Origin of the sequence: Carnobacterium sp. ISL-102 (assembly GCF_018612935.1) — a bacterium.
Classification (GTDB): domain Bacteria; phylum Bacillota; class Bacilli; order Lactobacillales; family Carnobacteriaceae; genus Carnobacterium_B; species Carnobacterium_B alterfunditum.
The window spans coordinates 1-26,697 of the sequence record NZ_JAGGRF010000026.1; the positions used below are offsets into that span (position 1 = coordinate 1).

Sequence of the window (26,697 nt, forward strand, 5' to 3'; positions counted from 1 at the left end):
TAGTTTTCAAAGGTCTAAAGCTTGTTGTTTGTTTGTGACAACTTATATATAATATCATGTCATAAACTGTCTGTCAACATCTTTTTTATTTTTTTTGTTTCTCGCTTTGTCGGTTTGTTTCAACCTGTCTCAGCGACGTATATAAATATAACAAGATTTAAGCGTTTCGTCAATCTTTTTTGTTAAATAAAATAAATAAATTTTTAAATCTGAACATTAATTTTAAAAGGCGTTCGTAATTACGTTATATCACAAAAAAAAACGAACGATTATTCTTATTTTTTTCATTTTAGTTTGATTTTTATATTTAGTGTACTGTTTTTTATGAATAAAAAATGGGGATTTATTCATAAAAAAGAGAGATTTTTTATTAGTATCAATAAAAAACCTCCCTTTATTCTTTTACGGATCGATTAGATGGTCCAATTTGACTCAATAAAACTCGCTCTACCTGATCCTTTTCTGTATCTTGAATAATGAGCAGCATTTTTTTTATAAAAACCTTGATGATAATCTTCTGCTGGATAGAAGGGTTCTGCTGGTTGGATCTCAGTTACAATCGGTTGTTTAAAGCGGCCACTGTTTTGCAATGCTTCTTTAGATGCTTCTGCTATTTGTCTTTGTTCTTCATTATGATAAAAAATCACTGGACGATAGGAAGAACCTCTATCTGCAAATTGTCCGCCGGCATCCGTTGGGTCTGTTTGTTGCCAATAGATCTCCACCAAGTCTTTATAACTGAATTTTTCAGGATCAAAAGTTATTTGAACAGCTTCTGTATGACCTGTTGTATTACTGCATACTTCTTCATAAGTTGGGTTGATCGTGTGACCACCTGTGTAACCAGAAACAACAGATTCGATACCAGGCTGTGTTTCAAAAGGTTTTACCATACACCAGAAACATCCACCTGCAAATGTTGCTTTTTCAATGTTTTGTTCACTCACTATCGATTCCCCCTTATATTCCTAATGCTTAAAGTATACCATTCAACCTTATTGGTTAACATTATTTTGATCTATCTTCTATACTACTTAGTCTGCTTTACGAATTTCAGTTGTGCCACCCATATACGGAACCAGCACTTCAGGAATCTTAACTGAGCCGTCCGCTTGTTGATAGTTTTCTAAAATTGCAGCTATTGTTCTCCCAACCGCTAAACCAGAACCATTTAATGTGTGAACATATTCTAATTTACCTGTTTCTTCATTACGGTAACGAATTTTCGCTCTCCTTGCTTGGAAAGCTTCAGTATTTGAGCAAGAACTGATTTCACGGTACGTTTCTTGAGTAGGGATCCATACTTCTAAATCATATGTTTTTGCTGCTGAGAATCCCATGTCACCAGTGCATAATGCTAATACTCGATACGGTAAATCAAGCTTTTGCAAGACTGTCTCAGCGTTTTTAGTCATTTTTTCTAATTCTTCATATGATGTTTCAGGCTTACTGAATTTAACCATCTCCACCTTATTGAATTGATGCAGACGAATCAAACCGCGTGTATCTCTCCCTGCACTCCCAGCTTCTGATCTAAATGCTGGACTTAATGCCGTAAAGTAGATGGGCAATTGTTCTTCCTTCAAGATTTCATCACTGTAATAGTTTGTTAAAGGGACTTCAGCCGTTGGAATCAAAGTCAAATCGGTTCCTTCAATTTGGAAGACATCTTCTTTAAATTTAGGGAATTGGCCTGTACCAAACATTGAATCACTATTAACTAAATAGGGTGTTAGCATTTCTGTATAGCCATGTTCTTCTGTGTGAAGGTCCAACATGAAATTATAGACTGCTCGTTCTAGTCTAGCACCCAACCCTTTATAGAAAACAAAGCGACTCCCAGATACTTTAGCTCCTCGTTCGAAATCTAAAATACCCAATTCTTCTGCGATTTCCCAATGAGCTTTCACTTCAAAATCTGCTTCTACAGGTGTTCCCCATTTACGAACCTCATCATTGTCTGCTTCATCTGCCCCTACTGGAACAGATTCATGTGGTAAATTTGGTAATCCTGTAGTAATTGCTTCTATTTTTTCATCGACGGTTGCTAATTGTTCATCTAACTCTTTTATTTTTTCTCCAACCTCGCGCATTTCTTTTATTTTCTCATCCGCATTTTCTTTGCTGCGTTTTAACGTTGCAATAGCTCCAGATACTTCGTTACGGTAACTTTTCAATTCTTCTGTTTCGACTATTAAAGAACGTCTTTCTTTGTCCAAAATAACAAACTCTTCTAACAACTCACTTTTGACCCCACGTATTTCTAACTTTTTAGCAGTAGCATCAAAATCTGTTCTTAATCGTTTAATATCTATCATCTCATTCTTCCTTTCTTATGGGTATTTCTAATAAAATATACCAAAAAAGCCATTCCGATCCCTTGTTCCTGGGACGAAATGGCCTCAACGTTCGCGGTACCACCCAAATTCAGAAGATTGCCTATGAATCTTCTACACTTTACAATCAGATAACGGTCTGGATCCGAAACAATTTTATCAATAAAATTGAGTTCATTGTTTACTTCATGCAATGGATTCAAAGGATCAAACCATCAGTTTTCACCAACCACTGACTCTCTTTATGTATTCAATACCCTTTACTATCTCGCATTACTAACGTTTGTGTTCATTCAGTTGCTTATATTTTACCCAATCCCTTTCCTTAAGTCAACAAAAAAAGGCTTGGAAAACATTCCAGCCTTTCTTTGAATGATAGTGTCGGTATATCTATCTAAAGTTTCGTATAATTGATTTGACTGATCTACCAACATTAACGACTATTAATCGGTTTTTTAATCCAGTATTTTTTTAGAATAAGTCACTTATGAAAGCTTTTGCCCAACGTCCCGCTAAAACAAATACATTAGCTTTTTCAATAGTTGAAGCTGCCACAACGTTGATTTCTTCACCTTTATCTCCGTTTACGTAGCCTAATTCATCACCTTCACTAATAACTTGAGCCGTTCCGACATCCGTTCCTTTTTCAATCGGAGCCGTCAGATGATCAGCTTCATTCAACAAATCTTCTTTCAATTGAACTTCAACTGTAGTGTTCTTCATATCTGTGTTTTTAGGAACTAAAAGCGACACATCAGATTTTACAGCTAATTCAATAGCATCTTTTTTGCCGTTATCTACAACGACAGGGTCTATATTTTCGATTAGTTGGTTTTCTTCAAAAGCCGGAACCATATCCCAACTTTCAAATGCCCAATCCATCATTTTATCTGTCTCAGCAAATCGTTTGCTCGTATCTTTTTGTCCATTAGTTGCATTCATTAATACGGTAATCAAACGCATGCCTTCTTCTTCAACAGTACCGGTCATTGAAGCTCCAGCAAAATCAGTTGTACCCGTTTTTAATCCATCAACGTTTTCTCGTTCGTAAATCAATCCTGGTAACATCCAGTTGAAGTTTTTCATGTTAATTTCATCATCAGTACCTTCTCTAAAGGTTTTTTCACTAATACTAGACGTTTCTAACACTTCAGGGAAATCAGTAATTAATTGTTGAGCTACAATTGACATTTCTCTGGCGGTCATTGAGTTTTCACTATCTTCTGTGCTGCCAGGATAAATGTTGCCCTGTAGATCAGCATTAGATAGACCTGTTGTATTGTACAATTCGTAGTTAGTGATGCCCCATGATTCAACTTTTTCATGCATCATATCGACAAATGTTTTTTCATCCCCAGCGATATGCTCAGCAAGTGCGATAGTAGCACCATTTGCTGAATAAATAGCCATTGCTTGGTAAAGTTCTTCTACTGAGTAAGTATCGTCTATTCGCAAAGGGACATTTGATAAGTCATAATTTTGGCTGATTTTATGAGCGTATTCGCTGATTTCTATTTGATCATCCCATGCTAAATCACCATTTTTGATGGTCTCTAATAATAGATATTCCGTGATCATCTTAGTCATCGAAGCAATACCTAATTTTTTGTCACCATTTTGATTCAATAAAACTTTTCCAGTCGTTGGTTCAATTACAAAAGCTGCTGCTGCATCTATTTCAGGCTGTTCACTTGTTGCTGCTGATACCGTTGTACCAACGACACCTAATGGAGAAAAAGTTCCTACTAATAGCGTTGTGACAAATAATGTACTGATTTTTTTAAAATTCTTCATCTTTTTATTGTCTCCTCAGTTCGTTTGATTTTCAGTTTGAATATTCATTAAGTTATTCGCAGTCAAATACTGCATACTTTTTCTATGTTAGCGAAATACACTAAAAAAAACAACCCTCTTTTGCTTAAATCTAATATAAGACGGTTGTTTTATAAAAATTTAACTGAAATCAGCTTTATTATTCTTTTCGGCTAACTGTTTTAATGGTAGATGCATCACAAAACGAGTCAAATGAGCATCCGAAGAAGCATAAATGTATCCACCATGGAGAGCGACAATACTTTGGGCAATTGCTAACCCCAAACCTGTACCTCCTGTTTCTTGCGACCGAGACTCCTCTACACGATAGAAACGATCAAATAATTGATCCAATGATTTTTGCGGAATCGGTAATCCATCATTATTAACTGAAATAATAACTTCTTTTCCTGCTTTTTGAACTTCAATAAATATCTTCTTGCCATCTTTTCCATACTTTAAAGCATTTGAAATTAAATTATTGAAGACACGAACTAATTTTTCAGTATCAGCTTCCATTTGAATAGCCTCATAGGAAGTGACCACTTCAATCTCCATATGTCTTTTCCCGGCTTCCAATTCAAAGTCTGCTGCCAACTGTTCTAATAATTGCACCATATCAAATTCAGATACATTTAAAGGTGTAGTTGTTTGACGAACTTTTGTGTATTCAAATAGATCTTCTACAAGTACCTTCATCTGTTTCGCTTTTGTGTATGCCGTATGAGTATATTTCAGTAATTCTTCTTCATTCTGGTACCGTCTTTCTTCAATCAATCCTAAGTAACCGATAATAGAGGTCAAGGGTGTTCGTATGTCGTGACTTACATTTGTAATCAATTCATCTTTAGATTGTTCTATTCGTCGTTCTTCTTCCATTGCTTGCACTGTGCTGTCTACTAAAACATGGATGCTCTCTACTATTTTTTCCATATCTCCACCAAAATCTTTTGTGATTCGGTGTTCATAATGCCCTTCGGCAATATAGTGCAACTCACTAATAATATGATTTAATTGCATCTGTTTATACCGTCTTTTTAAGCGCCAATGAATCGTCACTACCGCTACAATAGTTAAAATAATAATAAAAAATGGCGTAAGAGAAATGATCTGATTGCCTTGGATGCTAATAATAGCATCGCCAAAGAACCAAAATCCTCGGATAATTCCTGGAAAATCAGCAAGCATGCGATTGAAAATAACAAAAGCAGCGTAGTACAAAATTAAGATCAATCCGATAGTAATAAATCCTTCAATGATCAACTTACTTTTTTCTTTTCTTGTCAGTTTCAAATAGCTAGTCAACTCCTACTTTTCAATGTTTCTAGAAAATTTCACCGTTCTCCTATCTTATATCCTACTCCCCAAACGGTTTGGATCACTTTTTCTCCGCCGGTCGCCTCTTCGATTTTATCTCTTAAATGACTAACATGAACCATCACTGTTTTAGCCGATACGAGACTTTCTTGTTGCCATACGCGTTCAAATATTTCATCTGCACTAAAAACGCGATTTGGGTTACTTGCTAATAAGTATAAAATACCAAATTCTAAAGCTGTCAGCTGGATAAATTGTCCATTGATCGTTCGAACTTCGTGCGATTCTTTTTCAATCAATAATGGTCCAACCTCGAGTTTATTAAGTTCTTGTGCGTTAGTCGCATAATTGCTTCTGCGTAACAAGGATTTGATTCGAGCCATCACTTCTAAAGGGTTAAAGGGTTTAGCTACGTAATCATCTGCTCCCGTTACTAAGCCTTTAATTTTATCAATATCGGTCGTTTTAGCACTGAGCATCAAAATCGGCAATTGCAGCTCTTTTCGTACTTCTTTTACAACTTGATTTCCATCCATGTTAGGCATCATAACATCTAATACCATTAAATCGATATCTTTGATCGTTTTGATTTTTATTAAAGCTTCTTTTCCATTATAGGCTTTTTCTACTTCATATCCTTCATTTTGGATATAAATGCTCAATAATTCTACGATTTCTTTATCATCATCGACTACTAAAATTTTCATATGATTTCCCTCATTTTAGACGTATTTTTTTCGATTTTACTCATCATATCAGAAAATACTAAAGAATTTATTAAAAAGAAGCTTGATACTGTTCAATGTGAACAGTATCAAGCTTCTACTTTTGACCTTATTTTTATTGGACAGAGTAATTTGGTGCTTCATTTGTAATTTGTACGTCATGTGGATGAGATTCGCGTAAACCTGCTCCACTCATTTGGATAAATTGTGTCTCTTCACGCAGTTGTTCTAGATTACCTGCTCCAACATATCCCATACCTGAGCGCAATCCGCCAAGCATTTGGAAGACGATATCAGTAACAGCACCTTTATAAGCGACGCGTCCCTCGATACCTTCTGGAACTAGCTTGTTCGCTTCATTTACAGCACCTTGGAAGTAGCGGTCACTTGACCCTTTTTCCATTGCAGCTAAGCTTCCCATTCCACGATATGTTTTGAAACGACGGCCTTGGAAAAGTTCAAACTCGCCTGGAGACTCATCCGTTCCAGCTAACATGCTGCCTAACATAACAGCATATCCTCCAGCTGCTAATGCTTTTACAATATCTCCTGAATATTTGATTCCGCCATCAGCAATGATTGTACGACCATATTCCCGGGCCACTGCTGCTGCATCATAAATAGCTGTAATTTGTGGTACCCCAACTCCAGCGACCACACGTGTTGTACAGATCGATCCAGGACCAATCCCTACTTTTACTACATCTACTCCAACTTCATATAATGCACGAGTCCCTTCACCTGTTGCTACATTTCCTGCAATCAAAGTGATAGTCGGGAATTCTTCGCGAATTTCTTTGATTTTGCGGATCACACCTGCACTATGACCATGAGCAGTATCTACTATGATCGCATCGACCCCTGAATCGATCAAAGATTGTGTTCTTTCAAAAGTATCGCTCGTTATACCGACTGCTGCTGCAACCAATAAACGGCCATGAGAATCTTTTGCAGCATTTGGAAATTCAAGTATTTTTTCGATATCTTTGATTGTTATCAAGCCGCTTAAACGACCATTTTGATCAACGATTGGTAATTTTTCAATTTTGTGTTTTTGCAAAATCTGCTCTGCTTCTTTCAAAGAAGTTCCTGTTGGAGCTGTAACTAACTGGTCCTTTGTCATTACTTCATCAATTTGAATCGAATAATCTGCTACAAAACGCAAGTCGCGATTCGTTAAAATTCCTACTAAAATACGGTCTTCCATGTTATTTACGATTGGCACACCACTGATACGGTAACGGTTCATCAAATGTTCTGCTTCTGAAACGGAATGGGTGGGAGTTAAAAAGAAAGGATCAAGAATAACACCACTCTCAGAACGTTTTACTTTTCTCACTTCATCTGATTGTTGTTTCACGGTCATATTTTTATGAATAACACCTAGGCCACCTTGACGAGCCATTGCAATAGCCATTCTTGAGTCTGTCACAGTGTCCATACTAGCACTCATTATTGGAATATTTAATTTAATGTTTTTGGCTAGTTGAATACTTAAATCCACTTCATTTGGTAAAACATGGCTTTCAGCAGGTACTAACAACACATCATCAAAAGTAAACCCTTTTTTCGCAAATTTTGTTTCCCAGTTAGACATTACAACCATCCGCCCCTTTTTTTCAATTGATTTGTTCAATAATTTTATCTACAAAAATAACAGAGATATCGAAGATAGTCAATAGCAAATGGTCGAATTGTTTCTTAAGCCCCTTTTTCCCTGTCTACTAGCAGCTAAACCAAGCTATAATGAAGATAAGATGAGAAAAAGTTCCCATCAACTAAATAAATTTAGCTGATGGGAACTCTCATTTGTTATCCACTTTGTTACTTTTTAGGATCTAAAATAACCCGCCGCGGATGTTTAATTTTCTTTTTGCAAAATATTTTGCGACGAAGGCTAAAATACCAATCACTATATTACCAATGGCATTTATCGGCACATTGACTGCTGCTGGAATCACCATCATCGAGCCTGTCATCACAAACATTAGAGCTAACATACCTGTAGTTGAAACCAGGATATAGCGGACCATCCCACCTTTTTTAGGGTTTTTTCTATCCGGCATATTTTTAGCAATCAACAGGATGACTAATCCTCCCACAATAAAGTTCAATAGAGTAGTAATTAGTCCAAGTGAAGATGATGCTTCCTCTACACTGCTAAATAGGCCTGAAAGACCCGTTATAAGAGAGAACAATCCACCTATCATTAAACCGCCATCTAAAGCGATTTTCCAATTCTTAGAAGGGCCTACTTGAGATTGCTCAGGCTTAGCAACTAACTGATTGGCACATTCAGTAACTGTACCATATAATTGACGAGCTGTTTCGCCAGCTTTTTGACGTTCAACTAAATTGTGAAGCATGTCATTAAAGATTTCTTCTTTTTTAGCTTCAGACATATTTTTTTCAACTAAAGCTTTATTCAAACTCAACATATATTGTTCATTTCGTTTGGTCAATTTTTGAAGCAATACTTTATTTTCTTCTTTTTTTGCTTGTGTTGTATTACCTTGTACTTCTTCCACGGATCAAATGCCCCTTTCTAGGCCTTGCTAAACGTTCTTAGTCAATTTTTTATTTATACATTAAATCTAAATAATAGTACGTCTCCGTCATTGACAACGTACTCTTTTCCTTCAGAACGCATACGGCCTGCTTCTTTTGCGGCCTGTTCACTTCCATATTTATCAAAGTCTTCATAAGCGATCGTTTCTGCTCGAATGAATCCTCGTTCAAAATCACTATGGATAACTCCTGCTGCTTGAGGAGCTTTCATCCCTTTTTTAAAGGTCCATGCGCGAACTTCTTGAACACCGGCAGTAAAATACGTACCTAACCCTAAAAGATTATACGCTGAACGGATCAATTGATCTAAACCAGATTCTTGAATGCCTAACTCTTCTAAAAATAATTCTTTTTCTTCATCTTCAAGTTCGGCGATTTCTTCTTCGATCCTCGCACAAATCACATTTACTTCTGCTTTTTCTTCAGCTGCAAATTTTCGCACTTGATTGACTAAATCATCGTTTTCAGTATCCGCTACTTGATCTTCAGAAACATTTGCTACATATAAAACTGGTTTTGCCGTCAATAAAAATAAACTTTTAACGATTTTTTCCTCATCTTCAGTAAATTCGATTGAACGAGCTGATTTTCCTTCTTCTAAAACCGGTTTAATTTTATCCAACACGGCTAATTCAGCAACTGCTTCTTTATCTTTTGTACGCGCAACTTTTGATACACGAGCATAGCGTTTTTCAACAGACTCTAAATCAGCTAGTACTAATTCTAAATTAATTGTTTCAATATCTGAAATCGGATCGACTTTGCCTTCAACGTGGATGATATTATCGTCTTCAAAACAACGAACAACGTGGCAAATAGCATCTACTTGACGAATATTAGCCAAGAACTTATTCCCAAGCCCTTCACCTTTACTTGCCCCTTTTACGATTCCGGCAATATCGGTAAATTCAAAAGTAGTTGGAACAGTTCTCTTTGGTAAGACCAATTCTTCTAAGCGTTTTAAACGGTGATCAGGGACCTCTACAACTCCTACATTAGGATCAATTGTTGCAAAAGGATAATTAGCTGCTTCTGCTCCTGCTTTTGTAATTGCGTTAAATAAAGTTGATTTACCTACATTTGGTAAACCTACGATTCCTGCTGTTAATGCCATATCTAAATTCACTCTTCCTTTTTTAATAATTTTTGTTTTTAGTTTTCTACTGCTTTTTCTAAAACTTTTTTCATTTTCTTTTCAAAATCTCTTCTTGGCATCATGACCATATGGCCGCATTGCGTACATTTGATTCGGATATCCATACCCATTCTAATGATTTGCCAACGGTTTGCCCCACAAGGATGAGGTTTTTTCATTTCAACAATATCATTTAAATCGTAATTTTTTTCCATCATTAGTCTCCCTATAAGCGTTTATTCATCATCAAATTGAATATTTAGAATATCTAAAATGCGTGTTAAGTCATCTGTCGAAAGATACTCGATCTCAATTTTCCCTTTTTGATTTTTTTCGTTGATAGAAACACTTGTACCAAATTTATCCATTAGCCGTTCTTCACTCTCACGGATGTAATAAGGCTTTTTATCATTTTTGGTTGCTTCTGCTGCTGTCTCTTTAGGTTGGTTCATCTTATTCACTAATTGCTCTAATTGACGAACGGTCAAATGATCTCGGACCACTCGTTTAGCTAATTTTGTGATTTGTTTTTTTTCTTTTAGTCCAAGCAATGTTCTTGCTTGTCCCATTGAAATATCTTCATTTTGCAGCATTTCCTTAACGGCATCGGGCAATCCTAATAAACGCAAATAATTGGCGATATATGGTCGGCTTTTACCTAAACGTATCGCTACTTCTTCTTGCGTTAGTTTTAGCTTTTTCATCATCATTTCATATGCTTCAGCTTCTTCAAGTGAGGTCAGATCTTCTCTTTGCAAATTTTCTAAAACAGCAACTTCCATCATCTTTTCTTCATCAAATTCACGGATGATAGCTGGTATTGTTTCTTTGCCTGCTAATTTAGAAGCTCTAAATCGACGTTCTCCAGCTATGATCTCATAGCCTTTGATCTTTGACTCGCGAAGAATGATAGGTTGAAAGACACCCGATAATTTGATTGATTCTGCTAGTTCATTTAAGGCTGCTTCATCGAATGTTTTCCTTGGTTGATAAGGATTGGGTCTGATATCCGTTAACGGAATCTGTTGAACTTGTTCATTCGTTGCATTGATATTTGACAGTTCAGCATAGTCTCCAAAAAGAGCATCTATCCCTCTTCCTAACCCTTTACTATTTTTGTTAACCATTTGCTAGCACTTCCTTTGCTAATTCAAGATAGACTTCTGCTCCTCTAGAACGCGCATCATAATCAATTATCGACAGCCCATGACTTGGGGCTTCAGATAAACGGATATTCCGTGGAATGATCGTTTTATAAACTCTTTCGCGGAAGTATTTTTTCACTTCATCGACGACTTCATAGCCTAAATTTGTACGTGCATCTAACATGGTCAATAAAACACCCTCGATTTTCAATTCAGGATTAAAATGTTTTTGGACCAGTCGGACCGTATTTAGCAATTGACTTAATCCTTCTAAAGCATAATATTCGCATTGAACAGGAATTAAAATAGAATCACTTGCTGTAAAGGCATTAATCGTCAAATGACCTAATGATGGTGGGCAGTCAATTAGGATGTAATCATAGTCATCTTTCACTTTTTCCAGTGCTTGTTTTAATCTAGATTCCCTAGCCATTTGTGAAGTTAACTCAATTTCTGCACCTGCTAATTGAATCGTGGCCGGCACGACCCACAAGTTTTCTCTCGAAGAAGGCAAAACAACCTCTTTAACGGGTGTTTCGTTTACTAAAATATCATAAATATCTTTTTCAACATCTGACTTTCTTACGCCCAAACCACTTGTTGCATTTCCTTGTGCATCAATGTCAACTAATAAAATTTTCTTTCCAAAATAAGCTAAGCAAGCACCTAAGTTGACTGTTGTCGTTGTTTTCCCGACTCCGCCTTTTTGATTTGCAACTGATATAATTCGTGCCATCCTTTTTCCTCCATCTGTGTTTAATATCCTCTAGTAACTGTTTACCACCGATTTAACCACATCACACAAAAATAGGAGAAAAATTATAATATGCGTATTTTTCTCCTACGCATTTGTTCAAAATGAATGTCTTCATTTATCGCTCTTTATTTATTTATTTTTCTTGATCTCAATCGTAATACGGTAAACGTCTTCCAAGTCTTCCTCTTTTGCTTGCAAGGTAATACCCGTTTCTTTAATCAAATCAACTGATTTATGGATCGTATTTACTGCTAACCGAAAATCTTTGGAAATTCTCTTTATGCGGTTCTTTGGCTGATTTGAATTCTTCTCTCTTTCAGCTTGCTTTAACTTGACTACCTGTTCTGTCTCTTTAACAGTTAATTTCTTTTCAAGAATCACCTTTAATAATTCATTTTGTTCTTCAAAAGATAATGCTAATAGACTACGGCCATGTCTTTCTGTCACTTTTTTATTCAATAATGCTTGCTTTATAGGTTCTGCTAATTTTAATAACCGCAGTTTATTTGCAATGAAAGATTGGCTTTTACCGATGCGTTGCGCTAATGCTTCTTGCGTCATCTCATTTAAAACCATCAAACCTTTATAGGCTTCAGCTTCTTCAATAGCCGTCAATTCTTCCCTTTGCAAGTTTTCAATTAATGCAACAGAAGCCGTCTCGTTATCTGACATCTCTTGAACGATGGCTGGTACTTCTTGCCATCCCAAAAGCTGCATAGCACGAAAGCGACGTTCCCCAGCAATAATTTCATATTTATCTGCTTCATATCTTCTAAGGATGATGGGCTGGATCAATCCGTGAATATGGATTGTACGAGCTAGCTCATCTAATTTTTCTGCGTTAAATACTTTTCTTGGCTGAAAACGATTTGGAACAATCTGTTGGACAGCAATTTGTTGGACCTGTTTTGGGTTTTTTAATTCCTCTGATTGAAGATCCTCTTCATTTTCGATTTTCTTTTTAGATTTTCCTGAACCAAATAAATTAGACAACGCCATTCTTTTTCTCTCCCTCAGTCACTTCTGTTCTCTGATCCTATTATATCAAAAAACGTTCTTATTGAGTAGTTGAATCCGAATAGGAATAGTCTGATAAGTAGTGGCCTTCACTACAATGGATTCTTATTTGGTGTTCCTGGTTTTCTTGGGAATTTCTTTGGTGTTTCTTTCTTTTTATCAATTAAAACAACATGTCGTTCTCCTGCTTCATGTGGAAGTTCAAAAACAAACTCTTCACGAAACTTTCCACCTAGTGTAGCAATGGCTTTTTGCCCTTCAGCCATCTCTTCTTTTGTATTACTGGCTTTTAAAGCGATAAAGAGTCCTTCTTTTTTAACTAACGGCAAACATAATTCCGCTAAAACACTCATACGAGCAACAGCTCTAGCTGTTACAAAATCAAATGATTCACGAAATTGTTTATTTTGACCAAATGTTTCGGCACGGTCATGGTAGAAATGAACACCGTCTAATTCTAACGTTTTTGCTAATAATGTTAGAAATTGAATTCTTTTATTCAATGAATCTACTATTGTTACTTCTAATTGTGGAAAAATAATTTTTAGGGGGATGCTTGGAAACCCGGCACCTGCACCTACATCACATAAGCTTTGGACCCCTTTGTTAAAATCCACATATAAACCAGCAGTAATAGAATCATAAAAATGTTTTAAGTATACTTCTTCTGTTTGAGTGATTGCGGTTAAATTAATTTTTTCATTCCATTCTTGTAGCAGTTTAAGGTATTGATCAAATTGTTCCATTTGTTTCTCAGTAACCATTATTCCCTTGCCTTCAAGGGCCTTTTTAAACTCTTCTGGGTTCATTAACACAACTCCTTTTACTAACGTGAAACACTTTTTTGTTTCACAAATCCGTCTTTTTCAACTGTATAACAAATCAACTAGAAGTGCAATACTTTAAAGCGTTTTTCACACTATCTAAACTAGTTAAATTAAAAAAAAAATAAAAAATAAGCTTATAAAAGTTGAGGTTGGTCAACGTTCATAAACTTATTCGTGATGGTCTCTACTGGGCTCGAACCAGCGACCCCTACCTTGTCGAGGTAGTGCTCTCCCAACTGAGCTAAGAAACCTTTTCTAATTGATTCTATCTGCTTTTTAGTATAATCTACTTGCGCTATTAAAGTAAAGTACTTTTTGCTGTTTTAAAAATTATCCTGTATCCTTACCGCTAAAAGGAGTAGTATGGAGAATAGAAGCTTAAAATATTTTTAAAAAAAGGAAGATTGAGTTATGAGCAGTTTATTGACTAAACTTAATGATCGACAAATCCGATACATCACTAAAGGAGTTTTAGTAGGGGCGTTAGCTGGAGTAGTTGTTAGTTTATTTCGTTTAGGTGTAGAAATTATTCTAGAAAATATTATTCATCTGTACAAATTTTTTCATTCAGAACCTTTGTGGTTGATCCCGTGGGTCTTTGTTTCTATTGGTGTTGCTATTATTATTGGTTTATTTATAAAAAGCGAACCAAACATTAAAGGAAGCGGTATTCCGCAAGTAGAAGGTCAAGTTCAAGGCGTCGTCCATACTTCTTGGTGGTCTATTCTATGGAAAAAGTTCGTTAGTGGGCTATTAGCTATTGGATTTGGACTTTTTCTTGGAAGAGAAGGTCCTTCTATTCAACTAGGAGCTTCAATTGGATCAGGTGTCAGCAAATTAACCAAAGGCGATGATATAGAAGAAAATGTTTTATTGTCGAGTGGAGCTGGTGCTGGTTTAGCAGCTGCTTTTAATGCACCCATAGCAGGTTTGCTGTTTGTTTTGGAAGAAGTCCATCACAATTTCTCTCCCTTAGTTGCTATAACGACATTTGCTTCAGCTATTACAGCCAATTTCGTTTCTTTGACCATTTTTGGTTTAACTCCGGTATTGGATATCGGAGCCATAACATCTCTTCCGATACAGTATTATATCTACTTGCCATTATTAGGGATTTTTTTAGGGATAGGGGGCTGGTTTTACAATAAAGTTTTATTGGATGTCCTTCCTAAATTTTATCAATTGTTTTCCTTTATACCGGTGCACTTTAATTCAGTCATTCCTCTTCTATTAGTAATCCCGATTGGTTACTACCTACCAGAAATAATTGGTGGTGGAAGTGGGATCGTCGTGCAGTTTACTGAGTGGAATTTATCGCTAGCTGTTTTAGTTGGATTATTTATTTTTCGCTTTATTTTTTCTATGGTATCTTATGGCGCCAGTGTTCCAGGAGGTATTTTCTTACCTATTCTATCTTTAGGAGCCTTACTTGGTGCTCTATTTGCCCAGTTCATGATCACTTATTTCCAAATGGATGCTCAGTATTTGACCCATTTTATTTTGTTTGCTATGGCTGGTTATTTTACTGCTATCGGGAAAGCACCCTTAACCGCTATTTTATTAGTTACTGAAATGGTTGGCGGTTTGAATCAATTAATGCCCTTAGCTGTTGTTTCTTTGACAGCCTATATAACAGCAGACTTCTTAGATGTTAAACCGATCTACGAAAGTTTATTGGAAAGGCTGCTTCCTGCTGATAACAATGTTATTATTAGCAAGCCTCACTCATTTGTGCATGCCGTTGAACCTAATAGCCTTTTATCTGGAAAGTCGATAAAAGAAATAGACTGGCCTGAAGAAGTCATCATCTCTTCCATGCGTAGAGGAAATGAACATATCGTCCCTCATGGACAAACTTTTATTCATGTTGGAGATCATTTGATCGTTACTTGTGACTTAAAGAAAGCTAGTGCCGTTCGAAAATTATTAAAAGAACACCAAATCTAATGATATATAAGTGAAAAAGGCCGTTTGAGGCTAGGATATAACTAACTGAGTATAAGAGAAAGAGTCTGTTTAATCAGGAAACTGATAAACAGACTCTTTTTTTCTATATATATTAATTGCCTAAAAAATGGTGTTGGTGTTTTAAAAGAAATTTCTGCTGGAATAACAGGTTTGCTTGTGGAGAGCCATGGAAGCGCCTGAAGCTGAAAAGAAAGTCTTCCGGCTTTCAAGCTTCAAACACAACGTAATCGCTGAAGCGCCAACGCTGTGTAATTCACATTGAATTCTTTACATGGCTACAAGCAACCCCTATTCCGACAGAAATTCCAGGTAAGTGATCAAACTAATTTTACGTATATTTTTTAATAAAAAGAGGTAAAGGTATTATAGTCAATTGCATCTCATTTTCTACCGATGATGCACCTTTTAGAAGTATCTCTTTTAGAAGTATCTTTAGAATCAAAAGTTGGATAGGCAAAGAGGCTAGGACTTATGTCCTAGCCTCTTACATCCCTTTTTTTATAGTTGTTATTCTAATACGGAAACTTTTGCAATTTTTCCTTGTTCTACATAAACCATTAAAATTGAAATGTCCGCTGGGTTCACACCACTAATACGGCTAGCTTGAGCAATAGTTTCAGGTTGGATTTTAATCAACTTTTCTTTCGCTTCAGTAGCTATCCCGTTAATAGAAGCATAATCGATATTTTCTGGTATACGTTTATTTTCCATTCGTTTTAACTTATCTACTTTTTGAGAAGCTTTAGCGATGTATCCTTCATATTTAACTTGAATTTCTACCTGTTCTTCGACAGTTGCCGGAAGTTCATAATCACGTGGGACAAAGGCTAAAAGATCTTGATAAGCAACTTCTGGTCGGCGCAAAAAGTCTTTTGCCAAAATTCCATCTTTTAACGGTGCTTGATTTTTTCCAGCTAAATAAGCTTGGATTTCTTCAGTTGGTTTCAAACGGATAGAACCTAAACGTTCTAGTTCTCCTTCAACTTGAGCTTTTTTGATTAAAAACGTGTCATAACGTTCTTTTGAAATCAAGCCTATTTCATGACCTATTTTAGTCAGTCTAAAATCAGCATTATCATGACGTAACAGTAGGCGGTATTCTGCACGAGACGTTAACAAACGGTAAGGTTCATTTGTTCCTTTAGTCACTAAATCATCGATCATCACTCCGATATAGCCTTCACTACGCTTCATAACAAACGGTTTTTTCCCTTGGACTTTAAGTGCTGCATTGATACCAGCCATGATTCCTTGACCTGCTGCCTCTTCATAGCCAGAAGTTCCGTTCATTTGGCCAGCAGTGAATAGATTTTCAACTACTTTTGTTTCTAAAGAAGGGCGCAATTGATGAGGTGTGACCACATCATATTCAATTGCATAACCGGTACGCATCATTTCTGCATTTTCCAACCCTTCGATTGAGTGTATAATATCTTGTTGAACATCTTCTGGAAGAGATGTTGATAATCCTTGGACGTATACTTCTTCTGTATTGCGTCCTTCTGGTTCCAAAAATAATTGATGTCTTGGTTTATCGCTAAAACGAACAACTTTATCTTCAATTGATGGGCAGTAACGTGCACCTACCCCTTCAACGATTCCTGTAAACATCGGTGCACGGTGTAAGTTTTCTTGGATTTTTTGGTGAGTTTCTTCATTCGTATATGTTAACCAACAAGATAATTGATCTTTTAAGTAAACACTATTTGGCGTTTCATAACTAAAATGATTCGCTTTTTCATCACCAGGTTGTTCTTCTGTTAAGCTATAATCGATTGTTGATGATTTAACTCTAGGAGGCGTTCCGGTTTTAAAACGTTTCAATTCAAATCCATTTTCCAGTAAACTTTCTGATAGTTTAATAGACGGTTGCGAATTGTTTGGACCTGAAGAATACTTTAGTTCTCCAATAATGATTTGACCACGAGAAGATGTTCCCGCTGTTAAAATAACTGCCTTAGAACGATAGATAGCGCCAGTATTTGTGATGATTCCTTTGCATATACCGTCTTCAATAATTAATTCGTCAGCAATACCTTGTCTTAAAACAAGATTTTTAGTTTCTTCAATTGTTTTTTTCATTTCATTTGCATACATAAATTTATCTGCTTGTGCGCGTAAAGCTCGAACAGCCGGTCCTTTACCGGTGTTCAACATTCTCATTTGTATATACGTTTTGTCAATATTGCGGCCCATTTCACCACCAAGAGCATCAATTTCTCTGACCACGACTCCTTTAGCGGGTCCTCCAATTGATGGGTTACACGGCATGAAAGCGACCATATCTAGATTGATGGTAATCAAAAGTGTTTTGCTTCCCATTCTTGCTGCTGCTAATGCGGCTTCTGAACCAGCATGCCCTGCACCAACAACGATTACGTCAAAATTTCCAGCTTCGTAATGATTCATTTAAACAATCCCTTCTTTTCTGTATTTCAGTTTTTTATAAAAATCAAATTTTCTCATATCTTATTGATTGAGCTGCGTTCGACAGGCTCTCGGAAAAAACGTAATCTCTTCGAGGATGGTGCATCCTCTGTGATATTTCTTGTTTTTCTGTCAAGCCTAAGCGTCGAACTCCGCATCCTATTGGTTGAGCTGCGTGTCTCATCCTCTCGAGAAAAAGATAAAACTTCTTCGTGGGCGTAAAAGCCCTCTACGAATTTTTCCTGTTTTCTTGTCGAGCATAAACGAGACACTCCGCATCCTATTTTCCTAAGCAGAATTGGCTGAATAGTTGGGTCAGTAGTTCGTCTTGGACGCTGTCTCCGGTGATTTCGCCTAATAGATCCCAGCAACGTGTCATGTCGATTTGAACGAGATCAACTGGCATGCCCGCTTCTACTCCGCTGATAACTTCGTCTAATGCAGCTTCTGCATCATTTAACAATGCGATATGACGTACATTAGATACATAAGTTGCATCTCTTTCGCCTGTTTGACCAGTGAAAAAAAGATCTGCTATTTTCTTTTCTAAAATATCTATACCTGATTGGGATAAAATAGAGGTCTTCACGATACTTTCTGGCTCTACTACTGTTTCTAGTTCAGTTAAATCTAATTTATTTGGCAAATCCATCTTATTTAAGATCACAATGCGACGGTGTTGATTTGTTGCTTCAATTAAAGCTTTATCTTCTATTGTTAAAGGTTCGCTTTGATTAAATACTAACAAAACTAAATCTGCATCACTTAAAGCTTGGCGACTTCTTTCTACGCCAATACGTTCAATAATGTCTTCTGTTTCGCGAATTCCAGCTGTATCGATCAGTTTCAATGGTACACCTCGAACGCTGATGTATTCTTCAATAACATCTCGTGTGGTACCAGCAATATCTGTAACGATAGCTTTTTCTTCATCTAGCAGATAATTCAATAAGCTTGATTTCCCAACATTTGGTCGTCCGATGATTGCTGTTGCTAGACCTTCTCTTAAAATCTTCCCTTGACTGGCAGTTGCAAGCATTTGTTGGATCGAAGCTTTAACTAGTTTAGCTTTTTCAATTAATAATTTTGAAGTCATTTCTTCAACATCATCGTATTCAGGGTAATCGATATTTACTTCTACTTGAGCTAATGTATCCAGTATATCCATACGCAAATTGCGGATCAAATGAGACAAGTTTCCATCCAGTTGTTTTAATGCAACATGCATGGCTCTATCTGTTTTAGCGCGGATCAGATCCATTACTGCTTCTGCTTGAGACAAATCAATTCGCCCATTCAAAAAGGCCCGTTTTGTGAATTCACCGGGTTCAGCTAAGCGAGCTCCATTTTGCAAAACACATTGCAAGACTTGATTGACCGAAGTAATACCGCCATGACAATTGATTTCAACGACATCTTCCCTAGTAAACGTTTTGGGTTCACGCATAACGGATACCATTACTTCATCAATTGTTTCGTTTGTTTTAGGGTTCTCGATGTGACCATAGTGGATAGTATGACTCTTCTGTTCAGCTAGTGATTTTGAACCAGATCTATATACGCGATCTGCAATTTCAATAGCTAGCTCCCCGCTCAATCTTACTATTCCTATTGCTCCTTCACCTGGAGGCGTCGAAATCGCTGCAATGGTTTCAAATTCTAATGTCAAGCTCTCTCACTCCTTCTATTTTTTTGCACGAAAAAAGTGCCCACTCCACCCCTTTGTTTTTTACAAAAGGAATGGAAAGCACTTTGACTACTTTTATCATTCAGATAAGTTTATTTGATTTTTAGTGGTTTTTTTAATCGTTTTGTTGTTCCGTTAAGACTATACAAGTTCTCTAACTATTTGTCAATAACTTCAGCTGATTTTTATTTATAATGCATCTCGGCCGTTTTGACTTACCCTTCGTTCGATCTGACCCTAATGTTTACTTCTTCGTATTCCGTTTCTTTGTAACTATCTAAGAGCCCTTTTTCTTGAATCGCTGCTTTTGAAACAACTTTTTGAATCACTCTACTATTGATTGTTTTTTCAAAAGGGAACACATCCAATACGATCGTATGTTCATCACTCCAACTTGGCCTCATAGTTGTTGCTTTCAATCCAAGTTCAGCAGTTAAGGTAAGTCCTTTTTTAAAGAATGGATGAATGGTTTCTTCTGTAGCACCCGGTTCGTTTATACAAGCGAATACAGACAAAGTATCTCCTAACGCCAACAAGGCATAGTGAAAATCAAATAGTTGTTGATCAAATTCACCTAAATCAGCAATGATCCGTTTCTTTCTCTCTTCTTCTCGTTCAAGAAAAACCTGCGATTCTTTTAAGGTATCTTTTAAAAAGAACTGACTGTAATGTCTGCTGCAAAGTAACGCGGCATAAGGATCAACCTTTTCAACTTCATCAATACCGTAAGTATAAAAAATTGTTTTTGGCGCTTTCGGGAAATCGAAAAGCGAATAAGGAGCTTGTTTTTTATCATTCCAAAAAGGACTTTTATCAAGATTTCCCCATCCATAGTCATGCATAAGGATAGCATAATCGACCGATTTTCTTAACCGTTCCCCTTTAAATAAGCTTGTTTCCCATTGAGCCATAACGTCTCTAGCGAATTGAGCATGGTTCTTTTGTTCAATCATTACAAAATCAGCTTCACGTTCTCTAATAATCATAACTATGCACCCTTTCAACTTGTTCCTAATTAATGACCGTTCCACTTTTTAGTATACCACTAATTTTAGGCTGTATAATTTTTGGTGTTGATAGACTTAATCTAATTGCATTACTTACCCAAAATTAATGGAGGAATAGGGGTCAGTACCTCCTATGGCTCTAAACAAGCAAACCCGTATACTTCAGAAGAAATTTCTTTTAAAACACCAGCAATTTTTATTGAACAATCGATAAGAGACTATAATTTTTGATGGTGATAAATAAGTTGGGTCACTCACTTGAAATTTCAGGCGGAATAGGAGTTGCTTGTAGCCATGTAGAGAATTCAATGTGAATTATAGAGCTTTAACGCTTTAGCGATTAAGCTCTATTTGAGGCTTGAAAGCCTGAAGACTTCCTTTTAGGCTTCAGGTGTTTCCCTGGCTCTCCACAAGCAAACCCGTTATTCCAGAAGAAATTTCTTTTAAAACACCAACTCCATTTGTTAAACGATCCAACTTCATTTATAAATGACTTCAAACTCTTCGCATACTATCAGAATATTGTCATGAAAGACTAAACTATTTTTTTTATAAGAATTTTCAAAAAAAGTTTTGTGGACTTCTCGCCAGTAATGCAATGACCGATCGCCCTCACCTTCTTTAAAAGCGTGTTCTTTAGATACCTCTAAAAAAGGAATGACAGACACTTTAATCGTCTTTGTGATGCAAACTGCTTTCTCACTAGCATCAAGTATCATGTTTAGTTCTCCTGCTTCAGGTAACGCTTCATTCTCGAGCGCATATTCTTCATAGGAAGAAGCTGTGGCTGTTTTTATTTGTTCAAAAGTTAATCGCGCTAACTCATCTGGTTCGACTCCATAACTCCAAGCTTGGTATGTTTTATCCTGATACTCTGGATATGCTGAAATAAATTCCTGCCACATTTGCTTTGATTTCATAACCTACACTCCTTACTTATAAATTAAATTTAATAGCTAACAAAATTAATTGATGCAATGGATAGTAAAGGTAACCAATAATTTTAGGTATTTTTTTAGTCGCTTTATAGGTGTCTATTAATAGTAGAAAAATAGCAAAACAAGCAAAAATTTGGACAGATGGCCAGACAAGAATATGTACTGCCAAAAAGAGAATTACTCCAAGCAGCTTATGAATGAACACCATACAATAAATAGCCCAACCCAATAAAAAACCATATATTCCATATTCACAAAAATAACTTAGTACTAATGCTAGAATAATAAATCGCTTATCTTTGATAGAGAGTGCTACCAGAGCTAATGTAAACAAGATATTAAACACGGTTCCAGAATAAAGACTGATAGGGATCGTTAAAATGCCTACGCCGATCAATTGAAAAAAGTATTTTTTAAAATTACTGGTGTTTCTGGTCCCTTGAACTGTTGTATATAAAAAACACGGAAACGCTATTCTTCCTATGATACGAAGCCATATGAGTTCAGGAAACAAGTAATAGCCGATGTGATCGATCGTCATTGTAATAATTCCGATCCATTTGATGGCATTGATTTTATCGTAACTCTCTTTTGTCATTTCGACCCTCCAATTACTGTAAACACGCTATTTTAAGCATTTTACCATTTTAAATATAGAACCTAAAGGAGAATTTTTTTTGGTTTTCAACATATGATTTGCTTAGTTAGATTACAAATTAAGTCATATTTTACATAGAAACTTACTTTTTGTATTCATTTAGTAAAGAAACTATTCAATTAATACAGAACCAATAAGAAACCATGACGAATGGCTAAAAGGACTTTTCTTTTTTTTTTACCGTGGTAGGATAGCATTTGTTGAAGGAGAAAGACCTTCATTTACATTGAGCTTATAGCTCAAAATAAACAATGTCGCTCAGAATCCACAGTCAACTTCTCTTACCTTGTAACTCGTAGGCGAAACACTATTCTTGGCAAAATAAAAGGAGATCAAAAAAATGAAAAACTTTAAATCGAAATTTTTTATCGCAAGTGCAACTTTAGCTTTAACAGGTATCATGGCTGTTTCAAATCCAACAGAAGCATCAGCTGCTGAATATACTTCTAGCACTTGGGAAGCTCGTACTGTAGCCGAAATCAAACAAGACCTTAAAAGTACTGAAGATGGCAGCACAGAATACACTATCCAATGGGGCGACACATTATCATCAGTAGCTTTAGCAACTGATTTATCTATCGGTACTTTGGTTGATGTAAATGATATTAATAATGCCAATACTATTTATAGCGGCAATACTATTTCTTTATCTGCTGACCACTCAACTGTTACTATTGAAACAGCTGAAGATACTAAAAGTTACAACGTTAGTGAACCTACAGAAGTTGTAGAAGTTGAACCTGTTGTCGAAAAAGCACCCGTTGTTGAAGAAGCACCTGCTGAAGAACCTGTAGTGGTTGAAGAAGCCGTTACTGAACCTACAGCAACAGAAACACAAACACCACAAGCTGAAACAGCATCTGCACGCTCTGGTCAAACCGTTACTGTTGAAGCAACAGCTTATTCAACGAATCAACCAGAATTAAGCGATACTACTGCAACTGGGATCAATTTGAATGAAAATCCAAACGTTATCGCTGTTGACCCAAGCGTTATTCCTCTAGGATCAACTGTTTATGTTCCAGGATATGGTACATTTATTGCTGGAGACACTGGTAGTGCTATTAATGGCAATCGTATCGATGTTCACATCACTGATTTAACCCAAGCTACTAATTTTGGTAGACAAACAATGGACGTTCAAATTTTAAACTAATAAGCTTAAAAATAAACCTAACTTATTCACTTCCCCCGATTTCGAATAGTTAATAAAAAAATCCACCTAAAAGATAACATTCTTTTAGGTGGATTTTTTATTGCCCTTTTATGGCTGTAGGTCAAATGGTGTGGACGCTTCAAGATAAAATTTCTTCTGGAATTGTACGGGTTTGCTTGTGTAGCCATGGTACCGCCTGTAAGCCTGTAGTCTTATAGACTTTCAAGCTTCAAACAAACCGTAATCGCGCTAAAGCGCTAACGTTGTGTAATTCTCATTGAATCCTTTACATGGCTACAAGCAACCCTATTCCTCCAGCAATTTTGGGTGAGTCTTTTAATTAATTTATTCATCTACACCAAAAATTATATAGCCCCTTTTATGACTTGAATTGGGATGTGAGAAGAACTTTCAAAATCAAATAATCCTAAATCCGTTAATTTTAATTTTGGAATGACTGGGAGTGTTAAAAAGGATAAGGTCAAAAACGGATTAAAGTTCACGGTCTCTCCAATCATTATGGCAGCCTTATTTAATTCTTTCAACGTTTGATCGACTTCCAGATACCCCGATTCTGTCATCAACCCTGCTACAGGCAATGATAGCGAAGCTAAGACTTGCTCCCCTGCTACAACCGCTAAACCTCCATTAGTTTTGATCACTTGTTCAACTGCTTTTAATATCTCCTGATCAGAAGTGCCTACTGCTACTATATTATGTGAATCATGAGCTACGGTCGTAGCAATTGCACCTTTTTTCAAACGAAAGCCTTTTACGATTCCTAATCCAATATGATCCGTTCCTTTATGCCGCTCGATAACGGCGATTTTCAACTGATCTTTTTTAGTTGAAGGTATAAAAAGCCCTTTTTCAACGGTTACGTTTTCCTTTAAATGATCTGTGACCAGACTATTTGGGATAATTCCGATGACGTTGCATGTAGGATCTGTCAAAGGGATTGCTAGTGCTTCTGTTGTCAGTTTTTGCGCATTGATTTTTGCTAATTCAGCGCCGTTGAGTTTTTTCTCCGAGCTCGATTCAAATAATGAACTATTTAATTTTCCATTATCTGAAATACAAACGCCTTTTTTATATACTTGATCAATCGCGATTGTTTCTAAATCATCTAAAATTAAAAAATCGGCTTGATAGCCTGAAGCAATTGCGCCTAAATGAGTAAGATTAAAACATTCCGCTGTATTTAAAGTCCCCATTTGGATAGCTGTTATAGGATCTAACCCTTTTTGAATGGCTAATCGTACAATATGATCAATGCTGCCTTCTTCTAATAAGTCGTCGATCAATTTATCGTCTGTCACAAATAAACACCTTCTAGCATTTTTTACCGTCACTGCAGGTAATAAGGCTGTTAGATCTTTAGCTACAGTACCCTCTCTAATCATTAAATACATTCCCAAGTCTAAGCGGTCTTTTGCTTCTTGAGCATTGATACTTTCATGATCGGTTCGAATTCCGGCTGCTAAATAAATATTCAATTCTTCTCTGGTCAGACCGGCAGCATGCCCATCAATAAAGCCGTCTATTTCTTGAACCATTGCAAGCTTATCTATCATAATACTGTCGCCTTTTTTTACAGATGCAAAATCCATTACTTCCGCTAAACCTAATACTTCTGGTTCGGATAAGAACGGTTCAAGTTGTTTAGCATTTAATAGTGCTCCATTATTCTCAAACTTTGTCGCTGGGACACAAGATGATAACATAACATAGATATCTATTGGTAAGTTTTTGGATTCTTCAATCATAAATTGAATACCATCCGCTCCAGCTACGTTCGCAATTTCATGTGGGTCGGTGATCACGCTTGTCACGCCATGCTGCATTACAACTTTCGAAAATTCTTTAGGTGTCAGCAAAGAGCTTTCAATATGCACATGTCCATCAATAAAACCTGGGACAATGATTTTATTTCGAGCATCAATTATTTTAACTCCATCGTACGAACCGATCCCAACGATCGTGCCTTCTGTAATGGCGATATCGCCACTCATGAGTTCTCCTGTAAATACGTTTACGATCGTTCCATTTTTAACGACTAAATCTGCTGGTATTTTTTTAGCTGCTACTTTTATTTTCTTTTCTAATGCTGAAGTTTTTATATCTCCCAATTTAAATACCTCCTCATATTTTATGAAATTTTCGTTTTTATATGCTTACAATACTACACTAGCTAATTTTAAAAACAACTTTTATTTGCAAGTTTTTCCTACTGGATTATGCTAAAATGTAAGTTAAGGATCGGAATGTGAGGAATATATATGAGTAAGTTCAATAAAATTTTTTTAGATCTTGAAGCAGCTATTTTAAATCAAAGTTTTATTTCCGGTGATCTCTTGCCTAGCGAAAATGAACTGGTAAAAACATATAATGTTTCCCGTGAAACAATTCGAAAAGCGCTGAATTTGCTTTTAGAAAAAGGGTACATTCAAAAGATACAAGGGAAAGGCTCCGTTGTTTTAGATGTTAAACGCTTTGATTTCCCTGTCTCTGGCTTAACCAGCTACAAAGAACTTCAAGATGCGCAACACATGAATAGTCAAACTATCGTCGTCCACAATGGCTTACAGCCAATTTCTGAAGACTTAGCTAATCATTTAAAGCTTCCTTTGGATACTCCTATTTTATATCTTGAACGCTTAAGAAAAGTAAATGGCGAAGTAGTCATTATAGATAAAGATTACCTGCTCACTTCTATCGTTCCAACTATTCCAACTGATGCAGCTGAGGATTCATTGTATCATTACATTGAACATACTCTCGGATTAACGATCAGTTACGCTCAAAAAGAGATAACGGTAGATCCTATCACAGAAGAAGATAAACGCTTGATGGACTTAGAAGACGATACACATGTTGTGGTTGTAAGAAGTGATGTCTATTTAGAAGACACGACTCTGTTTCAGCATACAGAATCTCGTCACCGCTTGGATCGTTTTCGTTTTGTCGACTTTGCCAGACGTAGGAATTCGCTCTAAAAAAAGCTCGGCAATGGAGCAAGTCATTCCCTTACTAGAAAAACAACCCTTATATCCAGGATCACGAACAAAAAAAACGCTCAGGTTCTATAGAGGCTGCTGAAAAAGTAGTTTTATCTAGCGGAGACTAACTTAATAGTAAACAAGAAAGCGGAAAAATGGGAGTGCCCATTTTTCCGCTTTCTTAGTTTAATCCATTTTAGTCCTCTTTGAGGTTTATT

22 protein-coding genes, 1 tRNA gene and 1 other annotated feature are annotated in these 26,697 nt (G+C 36.4%); of the genes, 3 read left to right on the forward strand and 20 right to left on the reverse strand.

Translation table 11 applies throughout. The features are described from left to right. Positions 1 to 413: 413 nt before the first annotated feature. The 14 genes from msrA to J7E16_RS08925 form a co-directional block, all read right to left on the reverse strand. A complete protein-coding gene (gene msrA, locus J7E16_RS08860; RefSeq protein WP_214890942.1) occupies positions 414 to 947 on the reverse strand; it encodes a peptide-methionine (S)-S-oxide reductase MsrA in 534 nt (177 codons plus the stop codon). 87 nt (positions 948 to 1,034) lie between these two features. Then, positions 1,035 to 2,318, reverse strand: coding sequence for a serine--tRNA ligase (serS, locus tag J7E16_RS08865; RefSeq protein ID WP_214890944.1), 1,284 nt, complete (start codon positions 2,316 to 2,318; stop codon positions 1,035 to 1,037). A 66-nt stretch (positions 2,319 to 2,384) separates the two neighbouring features. Then, positions 2,385 to 2,622, reverse strand: a binding site (T-box leader). Between the two features lie 185 nt (positions 2,623 to 2,807). Continuing rightward, a complete protein-coding gene (locus J7E16_RS08870; RefSeq protein WP_214890946.1) occupies positions 2,808 to 4,130 on the reverse strand; it encodes a serine hydrolase in 1,323 nt (440 codons plus the stop codon). Positions 4,131 to 4,289: 159 nt separating this feature from the next. Further along, the gene (locus J7E16_RS08875; RefSeq protein ID WP_502756798.1) at positions 4,290 to 5,441 is read right to left on the reverse strand and encodes a sensor histidine kinase; all 1,152 of its coding nucleotides are present in this window, start codon (positions 5,439 to 5,441) and stop codon (positions 4,290 to 4,292) included. A gap of 41 nt (positions 5,442 to 5,482) precedes the next feature. Further along, positions 5,483 to 6,172, reverse strand: coding sequence for a response regulator transcription factor CroR (croR, locus tag J7E16_RS08880; RefSeq protein WP_034547017.1), 690 nt, complete (start codon positions 6,170 to 6,172; stop codon positions 5,483 to 5,485). A gap of 133 nt (positions 6,173 to 6,305) precedes the next feature. Next, on the reverse strand, positions 6,306 to 7,787 hold the full coding sequence (gene guaB / locus J7E16_RS08885; RefSeq protein WP_214890950.1) for an IMP dehydrogenase: 1,482 nt from the start codon (positions 7,785 to 7,787) through the stop codon (positions 6,306 to 6,308). A gap of 241 nt (positions 7,788 to 8,028) precedes the next feature. Beyond that, a complete protein-coding gene (locus J7E16_RS08890; protein ID WP_214890952.1) occupies positions 8,029 to 8,718 on the reverse strand; it encodes a DUF1129 domain-containing protein in 690 nt (229 codons plus the stop codon). A 53-nt stretch (positions 8,719 to 8,771) separates the two neighbouring features. Further along, the gene (ychF, locus tag J7E16_RS08895; protein WP_214890954.1) at positions 8,772 to 9,872 is read right to left on the reverse strand and encodes a redox-regulated ATPase YchF; all 1,101 of its coding nucleotides are present in this window, start codon (positions 9,870 to 9,872) and stop codon (positions 8,772 to 8,774) included. 38 nt (positions 9,873 to 9,910) lie between these two features. Further along, a complete protein-coding gene (locus J7E16_RS08900) occupies positions 9,911 to 10,108 on the reverse strand; it encodes a DUF951 domain-containing protein (protein WP_034547025.1) in 198 nt (65 codons plus the stop codon). 21 nt (positions 10,109 to 10,129) lie between these two features. Then, positions 10,130 to 11,020 carry a ParB/RepB/Spo0J family partition protein gene (locus J7E16_RS08905; RefSeq protein ID WP_214890957.1) on the reverse strand — a complete coding sequence of 297 codons (891 nt, stop codon included), beginning with the start codon at positions 11,018 to 11,020 and terminating at the stop codon, positions 10,130 to 10,132. Then, the gene (locus J7E16_RS08910; protein ID WP_034547029.1) at positions 11,013 to 11,774 is read right to left on the reverse strand and encodes a ParA family protein; all 762 of its coding nucleotides are present in this window, start codon (positions 11,772 to 11,774) and stop codon (positions 11,013 to 11,015) included. The genes J7E16_RS08905 and J7E16_RS08910 overlap by 8 nt, the downstream gene beginning before the upstream one ends. A 150-nt stretch (positions 11,775 to 11,924) precedes the next feature. Next, a complete protein-coding gene (gene noc, locus J7E16_RS08915; protein ID WP_214890958.1) occupies positions 11,925 to 12,794 on the reverse strand; it encodes a nucleoid occlusion protein in 870 nt (289 codons plus the stop codon). Positions 12,795 to 12,904: 110 nt separating this feature from the next. Continuing rightward, positions 12,905 to 13,621: a 16S rRNA (guanine(527)-N(7))-methyltransferase RsmG gene (gene rsmG / locus J7E16_RS08920; protein ID WP_214890960.1), complete on the reverse strand. Its 717-nt coding sequence runs from the start codon at positions 13,619 to 13,621 to the stop codon at positions 12,905 to 12,907. Positions 13,622 to 13,817: 196 nt separating this feature from the next. Then, positions 13,818 to 13,890: transfer RNA gene (locus tag J7E16_RS08925), tRNA-Val, on the reverse strand. Positions 13,891 to 14,050: 160 nt separating this feature from the next. Between J7E16_RS08925 and J7E16_RS08930 the strand changes: the two genes are divergently transcribed. Next, positions 14,051 to 15,586: a ClC family H(+)/Cl(-) exchange transporter gene (locus tag J7E16_RS08930; RefSeq protein WP_214890962.1), complete on the forward strand. Its 1,536-nt coding sequence runs from the start codon at positions 14,051 to 14,053 to the stop codon at positions 15,584 to 15,586. 528 nt (positions 15,587 to 16,114) lie between these two features. Here the strand turns inward: J7E16_RS08930 and mnmG are convergent. From mnmG to J7E16_RS08955, 5 genes are all read right to left on the reverse strand, one after another. Further along, a complete protein-coding gene (gene mnmG, locus J7E16_RS08935; protein ID WP_214890964.1) occupies positions 16,115 to 18,016 on the reverse strand; it encodes a tRNA uridine-5-carboxymethylaminomethyl(34) synthesis enzyme MnmG in 1,902 nt (633 codons plus the stop codon). Positions 18,017 to 18,314: 298 nt separating this feature from the next. Further along, complete coding sequence (gene mnmE / locus J7E16_RS08940; RefSeq protein ID WP_214890966.1) at positions 18,315 to 19,703, reverse strand: tRNA uridine-5-carboxymethylaminomethyl(34) synthesis GTPase MnmE; 1,389 nt, start codon at positions 19,701 to 19,703, stop codon at positions 18,315 to 18,317. Positions 19,704 to 19,936: 233 nt separating this feature from the next. Next, on the reverse strand, positions 19,937 to 20,707 hold the full coding sequence (locus tag J7E16_RS08945; protein ID WP_214890973.1) for a DUF3891 family protein: 771 nt from the start codon (positions 20,705 to 20,707) through the stop codon (positions 19,937 to 19,939). A gap of 500 nt (positions 20,708 to 21,207) precedes the next feature. Continuing rightward, positions 21,208 to 21,648, reverse strand: a complete 441-nt coding sequence (locus J7E16_RS08950) for an ASCH domain-containing protein (RefSeq protein ID WP_214890974.1) — start codon at positions 21,646 to 21,648, stop codon at positions 21,208 to 21,210. Between the two features lie 16 nt (positions 21,649 to 21,664). Next, a complete protein-coding gene (locus J7E16_RS08955; protein WP_214890976.1) occupies positions 21,665 to 22,264 on the reverse strand; it encodes a TraX family protein in 600 nt (199 codons plus the stop codon). A 400-nt stretch (positions 22,265 to 22,664) separates the two neighbouring features. Here J7E16_RS08955 and J7E16_RS08960 point away from each other — a divergent pair, with 400 nt between their 5' ends. Then, positions 22,665 to 23,480, forward strand: coding sequence for a 3D domain-containing protein (locus tag J7E16_RS08960; RefSeq protein WP_214890978.1), 816 nt, complete (start codon positions 22,665 to 22,667; stop codon positions 23,478 to 23,480). A 365-nt stretch (positions 23,481 to 23,845) separates the two neighbouring features. Here J7E16_RS08960 and ade read toward each other — a convergent pair whose 3' ends face one another. Then, positions 23,846 to 25,609, reverse strand: a complete 1,764-nt coding sequence (gene ade, locus J7E16_RS08965) for an adenine deaminase (protein ID WP_214890980.1) — start codon at positions 25,607 to 25,609, stop codon at positions 23,846 to 23,848. A 150-nt stretch (positions 25,610 to 25,759) separates the two neighbouring features. Between ade and treR the strand changes: the two genes are divergently transcribed. Then, positions 25,760 to 26,476 carry a trehalose operon repressor gene (gene treR / locus J7E16_RS08970; protein WP_214890982.1) on the forward strand — a complete coding sequence of 239 codons (717 nt, stop codon included), beginning with the start codon at positions 25,760 to 25,762 and terminating at the stop codon, positions 26,474 to 26,476. The last annotated feature ends 221 nt before the right edge of the window (positions 26,477 to 26,697 follow it).

Coding starts and splice junctions, on each gene's coding strand:
- serS (WP_214890944.1), bottom strand. CDS start 2,318: ATGATAGATATTAAACGATTAAGAACAGATTTTGATGCTACTGCTAAA.
- J7E16_RS08870 (WP_214890946.1), bottom strand. CDS start 4,130: ATGAAGAATTTTAAAAAAATCAGTACATTATTTGTCACAACGCTATTA.
- croR (WP_034547017.1), bottom strand. CDS start 6,172: ATGAAAATTTTAGTAGTCGATGATGATAAAGAAATCGTAGAATTATTG.
- guaB (WP_214890950.1), bottom strand. CDS start 7,787: ATGTCTAACTGGGAAACAAAATTTGCGAAAAAAGGGTTTACTTTTGAT.
- ychF (WP_214890954.1), bottom strand. CDS start 9,872: ATGGCATTAACAGCAGGAATCGTAGGTTTACCAAATGTAGGTAAATCA.
- J7E16_RS08900 (WP_034547025.1), bottom strand. CDS start 10,108: ATGGAAAAAAATTACGATTTAAATGATATTGTTGAAATGAAAAAACCT.
- J7E16_RS08905 (WP_214890957.1), bottom strand. CDS start 11,020: ATGGTTAACAAAAATAGTAAAGGGTTAGGAAGAGGGATAGATGCTCTT.
- J7E16_RS08910 (WP_034547029.1), bottom strand. CDS start 11,774: ATGGCACGAATTATATCAGTTGCAAATCAAAAAGGCGGAGTCGGGAAA.
- noc (WP_214890958.1), bottom strand. CDS start 12,794: ATGGCGTTGTCTAATTTATTTGGTTCAGGAAAATCTAAAAAGAAAATC.
- rsmG (WP_214890960.1), bottom strand. CDS start 13,621: ATGAACCCAGAAGAGTTTAAAAAGGCCCTTGAAGGCAAGGGAATAATG.
- J7E16_RS08930 (WP_214890962.1), top strand. CDS start 14,051: ATGAGCAGTTTATTGACTAAACTTAATGATCGACAAATCCGATACATC.
- mnmG (WP_214890964.1), bottom strand. CDS start 18,016: ATGAATCATTACGAAGCTGGAAATTTTGACGTAATCGTTGTTGGTGCA.
- J7E16_RS08945 (WP_214890973.1), bottom strand. CDS start 20,707: ATGATTATTAGAGAACGTGAAGCTGATTTTGTAATGATTGAACAAAAG.
- J7E16_RS08950 (WP_214890974.1), bottom strand. CDS start 21,648: ATGAAATCAAAGCAAATGTGGCAGGAATTTATTTCAGCATATCCAGAG.
- J7E16_RS08955 (WP_214890976.1), bottom strand. CDS start 22,264: ATGACAAAAGAGAGTTACGATAAAATCAATGCCATCAAATGGATCGGA.
- J7E16_RS08960 (WP_214890978.1), top strand. CDS start 22,665: ATGAAAAACTTTAAATCGAAATTTTTTATCGCAAGTGCAACTTTAGCT.
- treR (WP_214890982.1), top strand. CDS start 25,760: ATGAGTAAGTTCAATAAAATTTTTTTAGATCTTGAAGCAGCTATTTTA.